The sequence below is a fragment of the Zobellia russellii genome, from assembly GCF_018728565.1.
GTDB classification, from domain to species: Bacteria; Bacteroidota; Bacteroidia; order Flavobacteriales; family Flavobacteriaceae; genus Zobellia; species Zobellia russellii.
Window position 1 is genome coordinate 1,301,591 of record NZ_JACSOI010000001.1, and the last position, 18,676, is coordinate 1,320,266.

The following is an 18,676-nucleotide window of genomic DNA, read 5'->3' on the forward strand; positions in this document are numbered from 1 at the left end:
ACCTATTTGGCAAAAGTATCTGCCCAAATCATGTATTGGTCCCAGTCGTATTCGGTTATATCGTGTTTTCCGGCTCTCATATGGTAGGCTAGGGTTCGCTGAATAGGCTTGTCAACCTCATGAACATCTGTAAGGGACAGTCCTTTTTTGCCATATAGCTCGTACACTTTAGACGCATATTGAGAAGACAAGAACTCACCTTTGGGGTCTGCCCACTCATCTTCAATGGCACTGGCTACGTACAATGGCCTTGGGGCGATCAATGCCAGTAGCTGATGCTGGTCTACAGGTAGTGTTTCTTCTCTGTTGCTGTATTTTTTAAAGCTTTGGGAAAACCAATGTGGAAAGGAAGTAGTAATGTGATCTATGGTCTCTCCATACTTTCGTTTGGATAAGGCCGCACCTCCGCAACCCGAATTATTACTGATTACACCGGAGAATCTAGGGTCTGTTACACCTGCCCATAAAGCTGCTTTTCCTAGTCTTGAGTGCCCAAACACTATTACATTAGAAATATTAGTATCGTTTTCTAAGTAGTCCATAGCGCGGCTTAGTCCAAAAGCCCATGCGGCTATGCTACCCCATTCGTTGGTCCTTGGTCTGGTCTGTTCTTCAGTATAGTACAAACTGTGCAGTCCATCCGAAAAGTCATTTTTATCCGGGTCTATTTCTCCATAATACACCGTGGCGAGACCGTATCCCTTTTCGAGCATTTTGGTTATGGGCCAGCGGTTGGTACGCACGCCTCGCGAAGCTTCTGTAGCTCTGTTATTGCTTATCTTTAAATCGTTGTTGTTGGCATTCCAAGCTTCGGTGATTATGACCTTTGGGTCGTTCGTTACCGTGTGGTTCCCATGAAAATTATAGCCTAGGAATACAGGTGCGTTTTCATGTCCGTTAGGAAGGTATAAAAGGATGTTGAAATTTAACGTCCGTCCGTTTTTCTTTAAGCCAACCGCAATTTGTTTGCGTTGTGCTTTTCCCTCAAATGCATTATTATCTTGTTCTATGACTTTAAAGGAGTACTCGTCCAACATGGCAGGGACCTTGCCATATATTTGCTTCTCAAAAAACTGATAGATTTCTAGTTTTCTATTTTTTTCCCACTGATCGGTATCCGTTATCGCTCGCCCACTAAAAGAGGTGAGAGGGTCTGGAACTGAGAATTTTGGTATTCTGGTCTCATCGTAATTAGCTTCGGGTTGTGCCAATAGGATGGTACTGAAAATTATAAAAAAGAGAGAGGTTATTCGTTTCACGGCGGTTTGGTTTGGGGTCAATTAGGAAATATAGATTTCTAGTTCAAATTTTCTGTTTCACATGTTTGGTTTACCAAATTTAGGCCATCATCTATTAAATGTCCAACCTTTGGATTGTTCAGTTTTACTGATTGTAAATGTTCGGATATCTCATGGGCAAACTCATGGTCTCCGTTTTCTTTGGCAAGCTCGTAGAGTTCAACAGGCAGGAGCCAATCACCAGGGTAATTATCCCTTATGGCTTCAAAAACCTTGTGTCTGGAGATAGTAATGTTCTTGCCTTCCCGGAAGTGTCGAACCTGTTCGTAATATTGTTCCAATTGGCTCTGAGAAGCGTTGCCTTCTGATTTTATGGTAGTGGATGACACTTTATGGGTAACCAGGTCAAAACTGTTCAAATCTGCCGGACCATTAAAAGCCGAAACAATTTCGCTACCTACGGCCATACTGTAAAGCTCTTCCTTGCTTTTAAAAAGAACATTTTCCTTATGGGTTACCGTACAATCTTTAAAGGTGACCAGAATAATATCTCCTTGCAGGTTTCGGGTTCCGGTAACGATTTCTCCAGCTATTTTTATATGTCCTTCAAATTCTAAAGAAATGCGTTGGCCTTCAAAAATATTGTAAGCTTTTAGGTCAAGCGGACTCATATCCTCAATAGCCAAGTTTATTCCTTTTAACTTGCCCAATGGGGACCCAAAACCGGTAGCGTGCTGTTTTGTACTGTGCCCTACCAATTCTTTGTCGCGGAAGGATAAAGCCGTAGCTCCAACCGTTTGAAAGAAAACAGGCTTACCATCATGCGCTATAACGCTATCAAAATTACCTGAGATCTGTAAGCCGGTACTCAGTTCTATTGTGCCCAGTTCTTTGGAGGCAATCAGTTTTTTAATTCCGCTCAATCCGCCTTTGCGTAAAGCCATGGTATTCGCAAACTCCTCTAAAACTTGACTCAAGTAAGCAAAATCCGGAGTAACAAAAAGTTGAGGTTGGGGCTGTGTAATGTCAAAAGACGTGTACGCCGCATCTAAGGAATACGGTTTTTTCTTGACTTCATCCGTCATGCACCAGGCGCTTTCTCCAATAGAAGAAAGTAGTCCTGCACCATAAATTTTAGGATTTTCAGGTGTTCCGATAAGTCCGTATTCTACGGTCCACCAATGTAAATTTCTTATGAGTGCAATTTCACTGGGTTCACCCATATTGTTCTGAAGGTCTTCAATATGTTTTTCGGCTTTGTCAATTTCATCCTGTGGTGTGCCTTGGGCCTCTTTTATAATTGAAAGGTGGCGTACCGCTTCGTAAAGCTCATAGTCTTTGGCATTTGAAATGGCCTTTGAACCAATCTCGCCAAATCTACGCAAGTACTCTGCATATTCAGGATTGGCAATTATTGGGGCATGCCCAGCGCCTTCATGAATAATATCTGGGGCAGGCGTATATTCTATATGGTCTAATTGCCTAATATCCGAGGCAATAACAAGCACATTGTATGCCTGAAATTCCATAAACGCAGAAGGTGGAATAAAACCGTCTACGGCAACGGCCGCCCAACCAATTTCTTTTAAAATACGGTTCATACCGTACATATTGGGAATGTGGTCTATGGAAATACCTGTTTTCTGTAACCCATCTAAATAGGAAGAATGTGCTACCTTACTTAGATAATCTATGTTTTTGCGCATTACATATCTCCAAACGGCCTGGTCAATAGCCGAGTATTCATTGTAGTCTTGCGGTTTTATATACTGCTGCAAATGTGCAGGTAGTTTATCAAGTACAGGATTACTAGTGTATGTCATACAACAAAATTTTCTGTTATAAAGATACAAAAAAGGGTAGAGCGCTTTTTCTAATATTTACAAGGACTAAGTTGGGTGTAAAAAAAGCTCTTTTTGATGGAAAGAGCTTTTGTCATTAAGACTTGTATTAGTTAAACCAACCTACTTTGTGGCAACAATGTTGGGCGGGTATTGCATTAAGATTTCAGATACAAATTCTCTAATTCTCTCTTCTTTCTTAGCAATGTTACTAGTGTTGGTAAGGTTGCCAACGCCTTTACCTTGCCACACCAATTCTTTACTTTTGGAGTCTATAAGGTCTATGTATAATGAACCTTCCGTACGGGTGCTGACGTTATTTCCGCCCCAACCGGGACCCCAGTAGTATGGGTTCCAGCCCCAGCCCCAACCACCGCCCCAGTAGTTGTTATAGATGTCAACCTGTTCCTTTTCTTTGGTGAAAATGCTTACCAGAATGTCTGGGTTTTCAGATTTGGTAAAACCACGTTTGGTCATTTCGGCTTCAATAGCTCTTAGAATTCTCTTTTTGTCCAAATCGGAAATCTGGGCTTTGTCAATTCCGGTTTTATAAAACGCGTAGGATTTATAACTGTTGAAGTTAGCCTCTTTGTCGTAATCCGAAAGCACACGTACAGATGTACAGGAGCTTAAAAACAACAACACGAGCATTGGCACCACTAAAATTTTAATCTTTTTCATAACGGATAATAGTATTTGGTGTTAACACATCATTTTCTGTTTAAAACAGTCTCAAAAATCATGCCGAAGAACCGTGTTTATTGCCGGTTAGTCTTAGGGTCGTAGCCGTATGGGCAATGTCTGCAACCACTCTCGCAACAATACCCTCTTTTTAAGTGGTACTGTTTTGTAAATACTCTATACCCTTCTTCGGTTAGGTAAAAGTCGCCTTCCTCGGGCGGAATTATTTTTTTCATTAATTTATCTTCCGATACCTTGTTTAGGTTAAAATTACTGCATTTTGTTGATAGAGTACTTAAATCCATCTTAAAACCGCACATTTTACAGGGTTTAGGTGTATTTTAACGAATGATTACAATTATTGGCAACAAAGTTGTGTTATCCCATTAAGATGGTTCAACAACAATCAATTTTGTTTTGTACCGTTTAAACCTTTGATTATGATCTTAGTCTTTAAACATTTTTTTTATAAGAATTATGTTGGTCTATCACTTTGGCCATTCATTATTCTTAAGCATGATGAACTCAAAGAAGATATTGTCTTGATCAATCATGAGAAAATCCACTTAAAACAACAACAGGAACTACTTATTGTTTTCTTCTACTTTTTCTATATATCGGAATGGCTTATAAGAACGGCCATTTATTTTGATAGTTATAAGGCATATCAAAACATTAGCTTTGAACGCGAGGCTTATTCAAACGAGAAAAATTTGAATTATACCAACGAACGCAAAGCCTTTAGTTTTATTAAATATCTTTCAAATTAGCCTGTACAATACTTCCGGTCTAATTAAAACAGAACTTTAATACCACTGTTTTTCGCCCTACTTTTACGGAGTATGCGAGAAACTGTTAAAAATCAAGAAATTCATTTACCCGTTCTTGAACAAAAAAAGGTAACCCTTGTACTTAAGAGGGAGGATCGTATTCATCCGTTTATTTCTGGAAATAAATACAGAAAACTCAAATACAATTTAGAGGAGGCAAAATCTCAAGGGCTGAACACCCTGCTTACATTTGGAGGGGCATATTCCAATCATATTGCCGCGACGGCCTATGCCGGAAAACTACACGGTCTACAAACCATAGGGGTAATACGTGGGGAAGAACTGGCTCAAAAATGGCAAGAAAATGCTACTTTAAAACTGGCCAATTCCCATGGTATGCAGTTTAAATTTATTTCTAGGGAAGCTTTTAGGAATAAGAATAATGCACAATTCATCAAGGATTTGAAAGAAGAATTGGGCGTTTTTTATCTTTTGCCCGAGGGTGGAACCAATCCTTTGGCCATTAAAGGTTGCGAAGAAATCTTAACAAATACCGATGCTGGTTTTGATGTAATCTGCTGTGCGGTAGGTACGGGCGGTACTATTGCAGGAATAAGTAATTCTGCTTTTGCGGCTCAAAAAGTTTTGGGCTTTCCGGCGCTCAAAGGCGATTTTTTACAAGAAGATATTCGTAAATTCGCAGCAAGGGAAAATTGGGAACTTATAACGGACTATCATTTTGGCGGTTATGCAAAGGTCAATGAACACCTCATACATTTTATAAACGATTTTAAGAGTAAGACCCAAATACCTTTGGATCCGATTTATACGGGCAAGATGATGTATGGTATAGTAGATCAGGTTACAAAAGGATATTTTCCCCCTAACACAAAAATTTTAGCAATCCATACAGGAGGGCTCCAAGGTATTGACGGAATGAACCGTAATTTGCAAAAGAAAAATCTACCATTATTAAGCTTATGATACGTAGCGTTATAGCAGTAGCTCTTGTGAGCCTATTTTTTATTGGATGTAAAGCAAAACGAACGGTAGCCACCCGTAGTGAAACTCCACGGAAGAAAACGGAAGCTGTAGTGGTTAAGAAGGAGAATAAAAAAGCAGATGACGGTCTGTACCCTATGCCCGATGATACGGGTGAATTCATTCATTTTAGTATTGAATCACCGGAGGAATATGTTGAGACATTTTCTGAAATAGCCCAAATGGAAATGAAGGCTTTTGGTATTCCTGCCAGTATTACATTGGCGCAAGGGTTGTTGGAAAGCGGACTGGGAAAAGGGGCTTTGGCCTTAAAGACCAACAATCATTTTGGAATAAAATGCCATACCGGTTGGGAGGGCGATTATGATTTTCATGATGATGATGAAAAAGGGGAGTGTTTTAGAAAATATAACCACCCCATGTATTCGTACCGCGATCACAGTATATTTTTAAAAGGTCGTTCACGTTATGCATTTTTGTTTGATTATAGTAACGATGATTATAAGAGGTGGGCAAAGGGCTTACGACAGGCCGGTTATGCTACGGATAAACATTACCCGCAAAAATTGATATCGCTTATTGAGCGGTATGAATTGTACAAGTATGATACTGAGATTGCCAAACAAGGCTATGGCAAACCAAAAGAAAAACCCGTAATAGCGGCGCGTACCCAGAATAAGGTGCACGTGGTCAAGAAGGGAGATACGTTATATTCAATTTCCAGGGCGTATTCTGTTTCCGTTGATGATTTAAAACGATGGAACTATATGTACGACAACAATCTGGATATTGGTCAAAAGCTTACTGTTAAGACTCAAAATTTCAATAAATAGATGTTATATCAAAGAAGTAGCGCCCTATTTGCTGAGGCGCAAAAATATATACCTGGAGGTGTCAATTCTCCAGTACGTGCTTTTAAGGCCGTAGGAGGCGACCCAATTTTTGTGAAAAAGGCAAAAGGTGCCTATTTGTATGATGAAGATGATAATCGGTTAATTGATTATATCGCTTCATGGGGTCCGTTAATTTTGGGCCATGCACATGAACCTGTACTTAATGCGGTAATTGAGAAAGCAAAATTAGGAACCTCCTTCGGAATGCCTACGGAGATTGAGACCCAGTTAGCGCAATTGGCAGTTTCCATGGTACCCAATATTGATAAAATTAGATTTGTGAACAGCGGTACGGAAGCTTGTATGAGTGCCGTACGTTTGGCCCGAGGGTATACGGGAAAGGATAAAATCATCAAATTTGCAGGGTGCTACCATGGCCACTCAGATTCTTTTTTAATACAGGCGGGTAGTGGTGCCGTAACTTTTGGTAGTCCCAACAGCCCTGGGGTAACCCAAGGTACCGCAAAGGATACGCTTTTGGCCACCTACAATGATATTGAAAGCGTAAAAGCATTGGTTGAGGCCAACAAAGGGGAAATTGCAACCATAATTATTGAACCCGTAGCAGGTAACATGGGTTGTATTATTCCTTCGGATGAATTTATAAAGGGACTTCGCCAACTGTGTACCCAAGAAGGTATTTTATTGTTGTTCGATGAGGTTATGACCGGTTTTCGTTTGGGCAAAGGTGGCGCTCAGGAAGCACTAGGTATAGATGCTGATATTGTTTGTTTCGGAAAAGTTATTGGCGGAGGTTTACCGGTAGGTGCTTTTGCGGCAAGAGCTGAGATTATGTCTCATTTAGCTCCTGAAGGCCCAGTTTACCAAGCAGGAACATTGAGCGGTAATCCATTGGCAATGGCCGCAGGTCTAGCTATGCTAACGGAACTTAACAATAAACCAGAGGTTTTTGAAAGTCTGGACAAAAAAACCGCTTATCTTCATGAAGGTTTGGATTCCGTTTTAAGAACGAAAGATGTTCCTTACCAAATTAACCGATTTGGAAGTATGATATCCGTACATTTTACGGAAGAAGCCGTGGTAGATTTTAATAGTTCAGCTAAGGGAAACAATGATACCTTTAAAAAGTACTTTCACGGTATGTTGCAAAACGGTGTGTACTTGCCACCAAGTGCTTTTGAAAGTTACTTTTTGAACGATGCCCTCAGCTATGCAGATATAGATGAGACCGTTGCAGCTTTAAAAAAAGTGAATCTATAGATAATTATTACAATGCCGGATTATTCAATATCCGGCATTGTAACAAATTCTTTTCTTTTGTTTTCGAACCAATCCTGCATACCGTTAGGAGATTTCATAAGATTTTGCATCTCTTCCATTGCTTTTAGATGGGCCCCATCTTTTTTCTCAAACATTTCCATACCGTGCTTTTTGCTGAGTTCGGCAATTTCTTCAAATGTATTGGCCGAAAACTCCATATCACAGGCACCGCCCAATTGTTTACATGTCATCTTTTTCATACTACTTGAATTTTAGAGTCGCTTAAAGTTCGTTATTTTGGATGAGTATTTTATGTAAATCCGGTTGGTCTTTTGCTTCGTGAAAGTAAAGTAATTGCCATTTTTGGGTCATTGCAGCCTGTTTGCTTGTTGCCTTGTCCCATGGTGGGTATACCCTAAAACCCCGTTTGCCCTCTTTTTTCTGGGTAGAAATAATCCCTTTTTTTATCAGTACTTCTTTCGGTATTACAAATTGCCCCAACAAATCGCCTTTCTGTACATTAATAATAAAATAATCAAAAGTATCTTGCTCTTCAAATGGAGAAATAGGGCCATTTTCAATTCGCTTCCAAAAAGTAACGAACTGTCCCATTTTTTTGGGAGTAATTTTTGAATCTCTACAGATAATGGTATGGTTTTTCAATTGAAATCTACAGGCCTTATACTCTTTACTTTCCTGTTCTAATTCAAAATTTGAGATGTTCAGGTTGGAAGTTTGGTAAACCGTACTAAAAATACCCTTAAGTTCTTCTGTATTGGTTTTTCTGGACATGGCTTAAAAATAGTGAAATCTAAAGTCTCCGTTTAGGTATAGGGCAAAAAAAAGGGCTGCATGTGCGTGCAGCCCCAACTATATAAATAAACTTCCCCCTACTTTCTTGCTTTGCGTCCTTCTCTTCCTTCTTTGGAATGTCGCTTTCCTTTTTTATGGTTCATTTTTTGCCATTTTTCAAATTGGTCGGTAGAGAGTATCTCTTTCATTTGTGCTTTACGAGCAATCATCTTATCTAATTTAGCATTTTGCATGGCGTAACGCTCTTCAGATGTTGGTTTTTTACGTTCTCCTTCTTCTCTTTGGGCCTTACGTTCTTCTAGTTTTGCTTTGCGCTGTTTTGCTTCGTCTAAGTTAATGGCCTTCATTTTTGCTTGTTGGTCCGGGGTTAGGTCCAAGGCCAAGGTCATTTTTTTTGTGTGTAAAGTTGCTATTTGCTCAGCGGTCAAATCTTTCATTCCATCTCTACCATGATGACCTTTTTCTCTTTGCGCCATTGCGGTCAACCCTACCATACATACTAATGCTATAAGTATCTTTTTCATCTTTTTTAATTTATTGTTTATACACCTTAGAGTGAAAAAGTAGTGGAAGGTTTAACAGTGATATTCCATTTATGTAATAATTAACATCTGAGAGGCTGGGGTTTGGATATAAAAAAAGGGCGAAGAAATAATTCTTCGCCCTCACATAGTAGGTCGTTCAATGTGTGTGTATTTTAATCCAATGTCTCAGGATTCATAACTTGTTCAATGTCCGCCGAAGCCATTTCTACAGTCTGGGGAGACTGGTCAGAATTGGTTTGATTGTAATATATTACTGAAGCAATTACGAATCCGGCTAGGTACAGAGAACTTTTAAGTTTTTGAGACATGGTATGTATTTTTTGATTCTGATACCAAGTTAAGTAAAAGAAGAAAGCAGTTTTGTAGGTTGTTGCAAAGTGAGCTCAGGATGTGGTCAACAAGCCCAATTTTGTTGTTTGTAAATTCACTTTAGCGAGGTTTGCTGTATTTCGTCTATGCTTTAATGTTTTAAATTGAAACAATTGCTGCCAAGTTTGCGCTATCCGTGTAGCGTATCTTTTAAAGTTAACAAGTGAGATATAAAGACAACAGGAACAATGTAAGTGGGTAGATAGATGTAAGGGAACTGTAAGACTGCTAGATTGGGTTGGTCAAATGCAAGTAACTGTATAGGTAATGGAGACGATAATATGGCCATCAAGACAATGGCCGTTAGAAAAAGAAGACCCAAAATATTCCAAGACAAAACAAAAGATTTGGATGGATTCTTTTTCGTGTACAGCATGTAAAAAAGAATGAATGTGGCCAATATTCCCATTAAAATGTCAAAATTCCACCCTTTAAAAGTCATCAAAAGAGGAACTTTCTTTTGAAGAAACAATTCAAAAAGTATGAGTTCAACAGGAATACGGACTACATGAACAGCCACGAGAAACTTAGGTTTAATTCTGTTTAAATCAATCGTTCTATAAAACCATATAAAGGCAATTATAGTAGGGATAACAGCAAAAATGAACCTAGGTGGTTTTTCTTGGGTGTTTTCAAAGTATCCATTATATGAAATTAGACCTATACTAAGTAACCAAAATATGCTAAAAACAAGCACCCTTTTATCCTTTCCTGTTCCTTGATAGAAAAGAATTAGGGACAAAAGGGTTGTTGCAATAAATAGAAATGGTAGCATAGTGCTAGCTTTTAAATTGCCTTAAATGATGGTCCGTATGTTTGTAAACAAAAACACCAATTTGCTCCTTAGTCATTTTTCCAAAAAATGGATGTACAAAATCAGGGTTTGAAAAGGAGTCATATGCTTGAAGCAATTCAATCCATTTTTTACGTTCATTTTCAAAGTTGCCTGTGCCGGTAATTTTAAACTCAGGATGGGTAGGTTGACTTTTCTTCATCGGTTGCTCGTCTTTTACAATGCCGCGTAATGCCATGCCGCCAAACAGTTTGCCGATGAACAAACGCTTGTAGCTTTTTATTCCATGAAACAACTCTTCGCTTAATGTACAATGTTTAAGCATTTGGTAAGCGTTCATATTGCCCCATTGCGCCTGATCATGTATTTGCAGGGAATTTATTCTATCAACCAATTCGGCAACTGTGTTGTTATCAAAAATTGTTTTCATCTTTTGCCGGGTTTTAAGCTTCCATTGGTATTATGCTTCTTACTTCTACGGAACCGCCCATGGAAAGAATAGGGCATCCTTTTGCTATTTTGGTAGCCTCTTTAAATATGGTGGCTTTAATGACCATGTTACCACTTAGCGTTTCGTTGTCCGCAATGGTAATTCCTGTGCTAACGTTTAATTTATTATCGATTAAAACACCCTCAAAGGCCAAGCGGGTAGTGCTTACAAGTTTAGCCTGAGCGGCAATGCCACCAATAAAGGCACCCCACTTTTTCTGCATTTCGCTTATTTGGTCAGATGTGGGCTGTTGGTCATTTGGTTGCATCCGAAATAGCAACATGAAGTCTTGAAGATTTTCCATTGTTTCAAAGTTTTATGGTTCATATATTTCAATGAGGCTAAGCTACCTGCATTTCAAAAAATAAAACTTGTCATAGGGCAAGAAAACCTATTCGCTGGAAATCTCTTTTCTAATTCGGCTTAAAGAAGTGTCCGTAACACCTAAATATGTGGCAATATGTTTAAGCGAAATGTTCTGAATAATATGTGGTTTTTCCCTTAAGAGCTTCAGATACCGCTGGGATGCTTGATCGGCGATCATAGCTACGCTTTGTTCTTTTAACGAGAAATAACTGTTAACCAAAGTTGTACGTCCTTGTTCCCTAAAACTGCGTATGCTATGAAAAAGTTCCTGAAAAGTATCAAAATCTAATTGCCAGCATACGCAATCCGTCAAAGCTTGAATGTTCTCTCTAGTAGGGTTTCTAAGGAAAAAAGAAGTCCAATCAATAACAATATCGCCAACAGTATAAAAGTTCGTGGAGATGTCTTTGCCTTCGGTATTCACCACATAAGAACGTACAAACCCACTTTCAATAAACCAATAGTGGTTTTCGGTTTTCCCTTGTTCTAATATAAAGTCGTTCTTGGAGAAAACCACTTTTTTAAACTTAGGAATAATCGCAGCAAGTTCTTCATCGGAAAAATCGGAAGGCTTGAATATGTTATTTAGAAAATGTCCTTTGCTTATCATTTTGGCTCTAATATTTGCTCTATACGCCCGCTTACATCCTCTAAGTGATATTTGCTCATGGTATCGGAGGTACGGCCAATGGCACTTTTGATTATTCGTTGTATACTCTGTAACTCACCACGTGCTACTGAACGAATGTCCGATTGGTTGGTATGCACCACTGTTGATTTTTGATAGCCGCCAAAGTCCGGTTGTTTCTTTTGGTCTTTTGCGGTCATTAGGTAATTTAAGCGTTCAACGTGTGCCTTTTGTAAGTTTCTTCTATAGGTGTCAATAGCGCTTAAGGTATTAAGTTCTGACCAGATGCCGTTACGCAGTTGGTTCATCATATCCGTTAGACTATAGGCTTCCGCTTTATTGGCGGTTTCGTTTTCCACCAAACGCTGTAGTTTTCCTAAACTTAGGATGTTGTCCAAAGTTTTGGTTTGTGTGGCCCTAATTTTCTCCACAAAACCAGAGTATTGAATCTTGTTAAAGATGTTTTGGTCAATAAGCCACTGGGGTGTGGTAAAAAGTTGTTCTTGTAAAAAAGACATACAATTTTGCTGATGTTCCTTAGTGACCGGAATGTAAACGGCACCTTCTTGGTCATAAGTTTTATGGTATTCATAAACACCGCCAATATTGTTTGATACATGCCCCATATAACGGTTAAACTGCGCAATAACCTGACCGTATAATTTGTCTAGGTCTTCATAGGTTTTACCGTCTTCTTTGGTCCATGTAATAAGGTTGGGAACTATGCGCTTTAAGTTTTCTATACCGTATTGGCTGGCTTTAATAGCGTCATCGCCTAAATCCTCTGTTTGCGAACTAGGGTCAACTACATCTCCTACCTGTTGATGGCCAAAACGATATAAGGGGTCTCCGGCGTGCTCTAAAATCCAAGTGTCTAAAATCTTATTTTCTTCCTCAGTGGAAACGTCTAAAATAGGCTTGTACCCCCATTTAATAGCATATTTGTCATAGATTCCAATATTGGGCATTAGGGCCACATCACCATCTTCTGGTTGGGCTATATAGTTGAAACGGGCGTAATCCATAATAGATGGTGCCGTACCGTATTTCTCGGTAAACGATGCCGAACGAAGAGAATCTACCGGATATGCAACGCTACTTCCCATATTGTGGGGTAGACCTAAGGTGTGCCCCACCTCATGAGCGGAAACAAACCTGATCAAACGCCCCATAACTTCATCTTTAAATTCGGTTCCGCGGGCATCTGGATTTATTGCAGCCGTCTGAACAAAGAACCAGTTGCGTAACAAGGTCATAACATTATGGTACCAGTTGATATCCGATTCTAAGATTTCACCACTTCGTGGGTCGCTTACATGTGGGCCGTTGGCGTTGGGAATAGGTGATGCCAGATACCGTACCACGGAATAACGTACATCTTCTGGAGACCAATCCGGGTCCTCGAGAACGGTTGGGGGTTCCTTGGCAACAATGGCGTTTTTAAAACCGGCCTCTTCAAATGCCACCTGCCAATCTTCAATACCTTGTTTGATATAAGGAATCCATTTTTTTGGAGTAGCTCTATCTAAATAATATACAATCTGCTTTTTGGGCTCAACCAATTCTCCATTTTTGAATTTTTCTAAATCTTCATCCTTTACTTCCAAACGCCACCGGTCCAAAAACTTCACGGTTTTACTTTCTTGAACGTCCAGACCATAATCTGTTTGAGCGCTGGCAAACCAACCAACGCGCTCGTCAAAATACCGGCGTCTCATGGGTTCTTCGGGAAGAAGAATCATAGAATTATTGATTTCTATGGAAATTGAACCCAAACTACCGTTACTGGGCGGTTTTTTTGCCAAGTAGGTTTTTACGTGACGTGCTTCTACATTTAAAGGGTAACTTTTAATAGCCTCAATATAGCTTCTAGCTTCATCTAAACGTGATACTTTATATTTTTCCCGGTAAAAGTCGGGCATTCCCAAGGCTTGAGCATCTTTTTCAAAAAGTTCGTTTACCTGAATTACCGTAGACGGGTTAACGGTATCTTTTTTAATGGCCTTGATATCAAAGGCAAAGAGTACAGGCTCAAAATTGGAGTTTACAACAGCTTCATGAACGGGTAGGGAATCTGCGGCAACAACACCATGGCTTACCACACGAAGTAAAACTGTTTTGGGCTTTTTTTCCCAACGGAGTACTTGGGTATTAATTTTTCCTCCACCAAAACCAATGCCTGTGGCTGTTTTTGAGATACGGCTTACCATCAACATTTCCTTGTTGAAAAGGGAATCCGGTATTTCATAAAAGTGATTTTCATCAACCACATGCACATCAAAAAGCCCTTTATCCGTTTTGGCATCTTTGGTAATTACCTTATTGTAAGGTTTTATTTTGTCCTTTTTGTCGTCTCCTTTTTTGTCTGTCTTTTCAGTGTTGTCTTTTTTCTTTTTGAAAATTTGTGCTTCCGCAGATAGGGAGCTGATAACTAATAAAGAAAAAACCAATCGGGTAAAAACTGTTTTGAGCATGTAATTTTGGTTAGAGTTTTGAGTACTATACTTGAAAAAGAGAAGTCATCTATAAAGATGATTCCTACTAATGTTTGTAAATATAATATTTTTAGATGCTTTATCTTTTAAGGTTTGTTTAAAGTGATTTTGATGATATAGGCCGAAGCAGCTTTTCTATTTTCAATTATTTCCCTTTTCTAGGCTCCGGTGTAAGGCGTAAAAACTCCGATTAGCTAATACTCTGCTTGTTAGGTGCAATATAACGGAAATAAAATGTGAATTTTTATGACGTAAAAATACATTAGATTAAGTGCGTGTATGGCAAATTGAAAGATGCTAAAATGCGAAGTTCATATTGTTTCAATCCACTTTTTGAGAATATGATTATTTCACTGTTTTTAGGAAAGCTCCCACAAAATAAAAAGAACAATAAAGAGATGTTTCTGCGTTATATAGACTCATAAACAAACCTACAACGTTATGAACAAGAAGAGTTTAAAAATAAGTATGCTATTGGGTCTTATATTTGCAAACGGAGTTATTGCAGCTGACCCTTTGACCGAAAAAGATGAGACGGTTATTCATTCTATAAACTATATAGATGAGGATACCTATTTTGATTTAGGCTTTGATACTGCGGATTATTTACCGGAAGATTTTGATGCCAATGACATCTATGTCAATTTAGATGCAATTAGTTTTATTGAGGCCGAATCTGAGGTAAACATCAACACAGAAAAGTACCTTCCACAGAGCTTTGATGCGTATGCATTCCCTGAAAATGTTGAAGGGTTCAATTATATTGACGAGAATGATGAAATTGCTCTAGATTTTGATACAAAAAAACATCTACCTAGCGGGTTTGACCCGTATATAAGGAACAATTAACCATTGTAAATTATTTGAATTAGCTAGCTAAACCCCTGTTGAAATCAGGGGTTTTGTTTTTTACCTATGTGGGGTTCCTAATTTTGTTGTTTTAGGAAATGTGCAAGTGCATGTTTATGAGTTGTTTAGTGGCCTCCATAGTAATAACCGTACATCTGATAGATAAATAGGCCTATTCCTGCAATGATGAGGTAGACATTGGCCGCTTTGTAAAAAGCGGAAAAACTCTTTTTGGATTTCCATTGTGTGATTATAAAAACAATGGGAATCAATGCACAAATCTGTCCCAATTCCACTCCAATATTAAAACTGACGATTTTTGCAAGAAACTGAGAACTTCCTACATCAAAAGACTGTAGTCTAGTTGATAGGCCAAAACCATGGATAAGCCCAAAAATAAAGACCATCAATAAAAGGTTGGGCGATTCAAATTTTAAGTACTTCTTGAAACCGCCCAAATTCTCGAATCCTTTGTAGAAGACACTCAAGGCAATAACGGCATCTATTAAATGTTCATCTGCCTTAATGCCTAAGTAGGTGGCCCCAATTAGGGTTACACTATGTCCTATGGTAAAAACGGTAATAAAGCGTACGATGTCTTTTAATCCGCTTAAATAGAAAATTACCCCCACTAAAAACAAAAGGTGGTCATACCCAGTAACCATGTGTTTTGCCCCAACATAAATGTAAGAGAGCAAACCACCATTATTGAGTATTTGTTGGTCTTCTGAACTTACGCCGTGAGCAGCCAATAATAACGGAGTAAGCAGAAATAGTAATGTTACCGGAAGTTTTTTTAAAAGTGGGTTCATTTATTGTTTTCTGTTAAACCAAAAGAATAATATAGCTAATAAAAATAAGCTGCCTACCCAATAAACGTAAGAAGGGATTTCTTCTTCTACAGGGGCATGGGTATGTGTATCCGCTCCATGCGCATGAGAAACCTCAAAGGTTAGGGTTGACCAGTTAGACTCATGTGTAATTTCTTGCTCTTCGAGGTTTTGTAGATGAATGGTCTGTAAATACCAGATTCCATCTGCGGTAAGTTTAGCGGTTGCCATTCCTTGGGAATCGGTTCTAAGCTGCTGTCCGGAAGTGTGGGTGTGGCCGCTCACCTCTGGATCATGACTATGGGCGTTTTCTTCTTTAGGGTCATGGCTATGGGTTTCTTGGGTTGCGCCATGACTATGATTTTCTTTCGTGTTATGATCATGGCTATGAGTTTCTTCCCCTTTTCCATGGCTATGACTTTCTTTCTTTTTATGATCGTGGCTATGTTTTTCTTGTTTTTTTTCGTGACTATGGACTTCTTCCTTGTTGTGGTCGTGACTATGATTTGTCTCGTTGTTTTCTGGTGTATTGGCTTCAGGATTACTGGTATGGCTATGGGCATTCTCGCCCATTCCATGACTGTGTTCTTCCGAATTGCCTTTGTAATTGGCGTATACCAGTTGGTTTGCTAAAGGTTTCCCCTTGAATAACAGTTTAAATTTAAAATCGTCTCCGGTATTCAATTCATACGGATTATCAAGTGGTATAAATTCAATGGGGTACCCTAGTTCTTTCTGCCAATCATCCGTCCGTTTGTCCCCAACTTGAAAAATGGTTTTTACATGTTTGGAATACCGCTCATTGGCATCGTTTTCTAAAGCATCATTGTCTCGTCTCCATGTTAGCATATCTTGTATGCCTTCATGTTCCAAATAGGTGTTGAATGCCTCGGCATCCATTTCAATAGATCTAGGCGCTGTAGAAACTCCTACTACATAAGTACCGGGTTCACCGGTTCTGAAGTTTAAAAAAGTAATGCTATCCTTTTCGCTCCACTGAGATTCGTCTACTTTAATTCTTTTACCGTTGTTTAGCAGGCTAACATCTAGCATGCGATCTCTGTCTATTACATTTTCACTCTTGTCAAAAGTGCCATTAAACAGTTGGATGGTTGCAGATTTGTTAGGTTTTAGAAAATAAGAATCCAATTTCAAATACATGATATGACTGCTGAACAGTACTAAAGCTAGTAGTGGGAGAACTATTTTTTTCATCAAGAGCGATTAAATTAGTGGATAAGTGGTAACGCTATTTTTTTGTTATACCGAATTTGATAAAAATAACAAAATGAAGGAACAAGCAGACCGAACTTCTCATAAAATCCGGATTTTTCGGGTAATGACCTCTACCCTTAAGATAATATGGATACAGGGCCAGATGTTTGGCCCATTTTAAAATAGTAAAGGCACTACAAATTGAAACATCAAAACTAATAGGGCAACAGCAATAATATTAAGGATAACACCCACACGGGCCATTTCGTTCACTTTTACATAACCACTGGCAAAGACAATGGCATTGGGCGGGGTAGCCATGGGAAGCATAAAGGCGCAACTACTGGCTATGGTAACGGGAATCAGCAAATAAAGAACGGGAATATCCAAACCAATGGCTATACCCGCCACTACTGGGGCCAGTACAGCAATCAAGGCTACGTTACTCATAAGCTCGGTCATAAAGAGCATGAGGGTAATAAGGAGTATGGCCGTAAACAGTATGCTAACGTTACTGTCTCCAATTGCTGCGGAAACCATATCTACAATACCACTAACGGACATGCCTTTGGCCAATGCCAATCCACCACCAAAGAGGATCAAGATGCCCCAAGCCAATTTTTGGGTGTCTTTCCACTCAATGATAAAATCTGCCTTTTTCATATTATAGGGTATGGCGAACATAGCGATGGCGGCCATAATACTGATCATGGTGTCGTTTAATTTAAGGGCAGGGAAAATACCGTTTATGACCGTTCTAAAAATCCACAGGAAAACAGTAACACCAAAAATAGCAAGGACCATTTTTTCTTTTCCGCTCATTGGGCCTAATTTTCTTAACTCATTATGTATGACGTCTTTTGATGCCGAAAATACAAGGTCTCGATTGGGATACATCCATTTTACCAGAACCAAATAACTGATCCATATCATTAAGGCGGAGAATGGAACGCCTAGGACCATCCACTTTAAAAAGGAGATTTCTATATTGTATTCGTTTTCTAGAAGACCGATCATTACCGAATTGGGCGGAGTACCAATAACCGTGGCAACACCTCCTGCATTAGCCGAAAAGGCAATGCCCAACATCACCGAAAGGGCAAAATTCCTATCGCTTTTGGTAAACCCGTCCGCATCGTTCACCAAAAGATTTATAACGGACATGGCAATGGGCAACATGACCACGGTAGTGGCCGTATTACTGATCCACATGCTCAATGCCGCCGTGGCGATCATAAAGCCAAGGACAACTTTGTTGGGAGTAGTACCCGTTATTTTTATAATATTCAGGGCAATGCGTTTGTGGAGATTCACTTTTTCCAAAGCCAAGGCTAGAACAAAACCACCAAAGAACAAGAAAATTATAGGACTTCCATAATTTGCCCCAACCTCACCAATATCCATAATCTTTAATATAGGAAAGAGGAGTAAGGGAAGTAGTGCGGTTACGGAGATGGAAACCGCTTCGGTAATCCACCAAACTACCATCCAAACGGCAACGGCAATTACGGCATCTCCTTTATCGGAGACCAGGTCAAACGGTAAAAAGCGAATAATGAAAAAAAGAATGGGGCCTAAAAAAAGTCCCGCTTTTTTACTGGATTCCATAGTTTTGAATTGGTGCTCCTAAAACTAGA

At 39.2% G+C, this 18,676-nt stretch carries 21 protein-coding genes; 5 read left to right on the top strand and 16 right to left on the bottom strand.

Features of this window, described 5'->3' with window-relative positions:
- Positions 1-2: 2 nt before the first annotated feature.
- The 4 genes from H9565_RS05310 to H9565_RS05325 form a co-directional block, all read right to left on the bottom strand.
- Positions 3-1,259, bottom strand: a complete 1,257-nt coding sequence (locus tag H9565_RS05310; protein ID WP_317195429.1) for a glucuronyl esterase domain-containing protein — start codon at positions 1,257-1,259, stop codon at positions 3-5.
- 38 nt (positions 1,260-1,297) lie between these two features.
- Positions 1,298-3,061 (bottom strand): aromatic amino acid hydroxylase, encoded by a 1,764-nt coding sequence (locus tag H9565_RS05315; RefSeq protein WP_215438140.1) that lies wholly within the window; start codon positions 3,059-3,061, stop codon positions 1,298-1,300.
- Between the two features lie 141 nt (positions 3,062-3,202).
- Positions 3,203-3,760 carry a DUF4136 domain-containing protein gene (locus H9565_RS05320; protein ID WP_215438141.1) on the bottom strand — a complete coding sequence of 186 codons (558 nt, stop codon included), beginning with the start codon at positions 3,758-3,760 and terminating at the stop codon, positions 3,203-3,205.
- Positions 3,761-3,837: 77 nt separating this feature from the next.
- The gene (locus H9565_RS05325; protein WP_215438227.1) at positions 3,838-3,996 is read right to left on the bottom strand and encodes a DUF5522 domain-containing protein; all 159 of its coding nucleotides are present in this window, start codon (positions 3,994-3,996) and stop codon (positions 3,838-3,840) included.
- A 204-nt stretch (positions 3,997-4,200) separates the two neighbouring features.
- Here H9565_RS05325 and H9565_RS05330 point away from each other — a divergent pair, with 204 nt between their 5' ends.
- The 4 genes from H9565_RS05330 to hemL all read left to right on the top strand — a co-directional run bounded on the left by H9565_RS05330 (position 4,201) and on the right by hemL (position 7,646).
- Positions 4,201-4,530: a hypothetical protein gene (locus tag H9565_RS05330; RefSeq protein ID WP_215438142.1), complete on the top strand. Its 330-nt coding sequence runs from the start codon at positions 4,201-4,203 to the stop codon at positions 4,528-4,530.
- Between the two features lie 72 nt (positions 4,531-4,602).
- On the top strand, positions 4,603-5,514 hold the full coding sequence (locus tag H9565_RS05335) for a 1-aminocyclopropane-1-carboxylate deaminase/D-cysteine desulfhydrase (protein ID WP_215438143.1): 912 nt from the start codon (positions 4,603-4,605) through the stop codon (positions 5,512-5,514).
- Positions 5,511-6,365, top strand: a complete 855-nt coding sequence (locus H9565_RS05340; protein ID WP_215438144.1) for a glucosaminidase domain-containing protein — start codon at positions 5,511-5,513, stop codon at positions 6,363-6,365. The genes H9565_RS05335 and H9565_RS05340 overlap by 4 nt, the downstream gene beginning before the upstream one ends.
- The gene (gene hemL / locus H9565_RS05345; RefSeq protein WP_215438145.1) at positions 6,366-7,646 is read left to right on the top strand and encodes a glutamate-1-semialdehyde 2,1-aminomutase; all 1,281 of its coding nucleotides are present in this window, start codon (positions 6,366-6,368) and stop codon (positions 7,644-7,646) included.
- 20 nt (positions 7,647-7,666) lie between these two features.
- On the opposite strand, the gene H9565_RS05350 is transcribed toward hemL, so the two are convergent.
- The 9 genes from H9565_RS05350 to H9565_RS05390 all read right to left on the bottom strand — a co-directional run bounded on the left by H9565_RS05350 (position 7,667) and on the right by H9565_RS05390 (position 14,124).
- Positions 7,667-7,906, bottom strand: coding sequence for a DUF1059 domain-containing protein (locus H9565_RS05350; RefSeq protein ID WP_215438146.1), 240 nt, complete (start codon positions 7,904-7,906; stop codon positions 7,667-7,669).
- Between the two features lie 22 nt (positions 7,907-7,928).
- A complete protein-coding gene (locus tag H9565_RS05355) occupies positions 7,929-8,438 on the bottom strand; it encodes a MepB family protein (RefSeq protein WP_215438147.1) in 510 nt (169 codons plus the stop codon).
- A 98-nt stretch (positions 8,439-8,536) separates the two neighbouring features.
- Positions 8,537-8,983 carry a hypothetical protein gene (locus H9565_RS05360; protein ID WP_215438148.1) on the bottom strand — a complete coding sequence of 149 codons (447 nt, stop codon included), beginning with the start codon at positions 8,981-8,983 and terminating at the stop codon, positions 8,537-8,539.
- 173 nt (positions 8,984-9,156) lie between these two features.
- Positions 9,157-9,312, bottom strand: coding sequence for a hypothetical protein (locus H9565_RS05365; protein WP_215438149.1), 156 nt, complete (start codon positions 9,310-9,312; stop codon positions 9,157-9,159).
- Between the two features lie 191 nt (positions 9,313-9,503).
- Positions 9,504-10,148 (bottom strand): hypothetical protein, encoded by a 645-nt coding sequence (locus H9565_RS05370; RefSeq protein WP_215438150.1) that lies wholly within the window; start codon positions 10,146-10,148, stop codon positions 9,504-9,506.
- Between the two features lie 4 nt (positions 10,149-10,152).
- Positions 10,153-10,596 carry a DUF1569 domain-containing protein gene (locus H9565_RS05375; RefSeq protein ID WP_215438151.1) on the bottom strand — a complete coding sequence of 148 codons (444 nt, stop codon included), beginning with the start codon at positions 10,594-10,596 and terminating at the stop codon, positions 10,153-10,155.
- A 13-nt stretch (positions 10,597-10,609) separates the two neighbouring features.
- Positions 10,610-10,960, bottom strand: coding sequence for a YciI family protein (locus H9565_RS05380; protein WP_215438152.1), 351 nt, complete (start codon positions 10,958-10,960; stop codon positions 10,610-10,612).
- Between the two features lie 87 nt (positions 10,961-11,047).
- Positions 11,048-11,632, bottom strand: coding sequence for a Crp/Fnr family transcriptional regulator (locus tag H9565_RS05385; RefSeq protein ID WP_246560304.1), 585 nt, complete (start codon positions 11,630-11,632; stop codon positions 11,048-11,050).
- The gene (locus H9565_RS05390) at positions 11,629-14,124 is read right to left on the bottom strand and encodes a zinc-dependent metalloprotease (RefSeq protein ID WP_215438153.1); all 2,496 of its coding nucleotides are present in this window, start codon (positions 14,122-14,124) and stop codon (positions 11,629-11,631) included. The genes H9565_RS05385 and H9565_RS05390 overlap by 4 nt, the downstream gene beginning before the upstream one ends.
- Positions 14,125-14,586: 462 nt before the next feature.
- Here H9565_RS05390 and H9565_RS05395 point away from each other — a divergent pair, with 462 nt between their 5' ends.
- Positions 14,587-14,994 carry a hypothetical protein gene (locus H9565_RS05395; RefSeq protein ID WP_215438154.1) on the top strand — a complete coding sequence of 136 codons (408 nt, stop codon included), beginning with the start codon at positions 14,587-14,589 and terminating at the stop codon, positions 14,992-14,994.
- 125 nt (positions 14,995-15,119) lie between these two features.
- Here the strand turns inward: H9565_RS05395 and H9565_RS05400 are convergent, their stop codons facing one another.
- From H9565_RS05400 to H9565_RS05410, 3 genes are all read right to left on the bottom strand, one after another.
- The gene (locus tag H9565_RS05400) at positions 15,120-15,806 is read right to left on the bottom strand and encodes a HupE/UreJ family protein (RefSeq protein ID WP_215438155.1); all 687 of its coding nucleotides are present in this window, start codon (positions 15,804-15,806) and stop codon (positions 15,120-15,122) included.
- Positions 15,807-17,039 (bottom strand): DUF4198 domain-containing protein, encoded by a 1,233-nt coding sequence (locus H9565_RS05405; RefSeq protein ID WP_215438156.1) that lies wholly within the window; start codon positions 17,037-17,039, stop codon positions 15,807-15,809.
- Positions 17,040-17,216: 177 nt separating this feature from the next.
- The gene (locus H9565_RS05410) at positions 17,217-18,647 is read right to left on the bottom strand and encodes an SLC13 family permease (RefSeq protein ID WP_215438157.1); all 1,431 of its coding nucleotides are present in this window, start codon (positions 18,645-18,647) and stop codon (positions 17,217-17,219) included.
- Between the last annotated feature and the right edge of the window lie 29 nt (positions 18,648-18,676).

Excerpts from the sequence above, each read along its gene's own strand:
- H9565_RS05315 (WP_215438140.1), bottom strand. The coding sequence starts at position 3,061 with ATGACATACACTAGTAATCCTGTACTTGATAAACTACCTGCACATTTG.
- H9565_RS05320 (WP_215438141.1), bottom strand. The coding sequence starts at position 3,760 with ATGAAAAAGATTAAAATTTTAGTGGTGCCAATGCTCGTGTTGTTGTTT.
- H9565_RS05325 (WP_215438227.1), bottom strand. The coding sequence starts at position 3,996 with ATGAAAAAAATAATTCCGCCCGAGGAAGGCGACTTTTACCTAACCGAA.
- H9565_RS05330 (WP_215438142.1), top strand. The coding sequence starts at position 4,201 with ATGATCTTAGTCTTTAAACATTTTTTTTATAAGAATTATGTTGGTCTA.
- H9565_RS05335 (WP_215438143.1), top strand. The coding sequence starts at position 4,603 with ATGCGAGAAACTGTTAAAAATCAAGAAATTCATTTACCCGTTCTTGAA.
- H9565_RS05340 (WP_215438144.1), top strand. The coding sequence starts at position 5,511 with ATGATACGTAGCGTTATAGCAGTAGCTCTTGTGAGCCTATTTTTTATT.
- hemL (WP_215438145.1), top strand. The coding sequence starts at position 6,366 with ATGTTATATCAAAGAAGTAGCGCCCTATTTGCTGAGGCGCAAAAATAT.
- H9565_RS05350 (WP_215438146.1), bottom strand. The coding sequence starts at position 7,906 with ATGAAAAAGATGACATGTAAACAATTGGGCGGTGCCTGTGATATGGAG.
- H9565_RS05355 (WP_215438147.1), bottom strand. The coding sequence starts at position 8,438 with ATGTCCAGAAAAACCAATACAGAAGAACTTAAGGGTATTTTTAGTACG.
- H9565_RS05360 (WP_215438148.1), bottom strand. The coding sequence starts at position 8,983 with ATGAAAAAGATACTTATAGCATTAGTATGTATGGTAGGGTTGACCGCA.
- H9565_RS05365 (WP_215438149.1), bottom strand. The coding sequence starts at position 9,312 with ATGTCTCAAAAACTTAAAAGTTCTCTGTACCTAGCCGGATTCGTAATT.
- H9565_RS05370 (WP_215438150.1), bottom strand. The coding sequence starts at position 10,148 with ATGCTACCATTTCTATTTATTGCAACAACCCTTTTGTCCCTAATTCTT.
- H9565_RS05375 (WP_215438151.1), bottom strand. The coding sequence starts at position 10,596 with ATGAAAACAATTTTTGATAACAACACAGTTGCCGAATTGGTTGATAGA.
- H9565_RS05380 (WP_215438152.1), bottom strand. The coding sequence starts at position 10,960 with ATGGAAAATCTTCAAGACTTCATGTTGCTATTTCGGATGCAACCAAAT.
- H9565_RS05385 (WP_246560304.1), bottom strand. The coding sequence starts at position 11,632 with ATGATAAGCAAAGGACATTTTCTAAATAACATATTCAAGCCTTCCGAT.
- H9565_RS05390 (WP_215438153.1), bottom strand. The coding sequence starts at position 14,124 with ATGCTCAAAACAGTTTTTACCCGATTGGTTTTTTCTTTATTAGTTATC.
- H9565_RS05395 (WP_215438154.1), top strand. The coding sequence starts at position 14,587 with ATGAACAAGAAGAGTTTAAAAATAAGTATGCTATTGGGTCTTATATTT.
- H9565_RS05400 (WP_215438155.1), bottom strand. The coding sequence starts at position 15,806 with ATGAACCCACTTTTAAAAAAACTTCCGGTAACATTACTATTTCTGCTT.
- H9565_RS05405 (WP_215438156.1), bottom strand. The coding sequence starts at position 17,039 with ATGAAAAAAATAGTTCTCCCACTACTAGCTTTAGTACTGTTCAGCAGT.
- H9565_RS05410 (WP_215438157.1), bottom strand. The coding sequence starts at position 18,647 with ATGGAATCCAGTAAAAAAGCGGGACTTTTTTTAGGCCCCATTCTTTTT.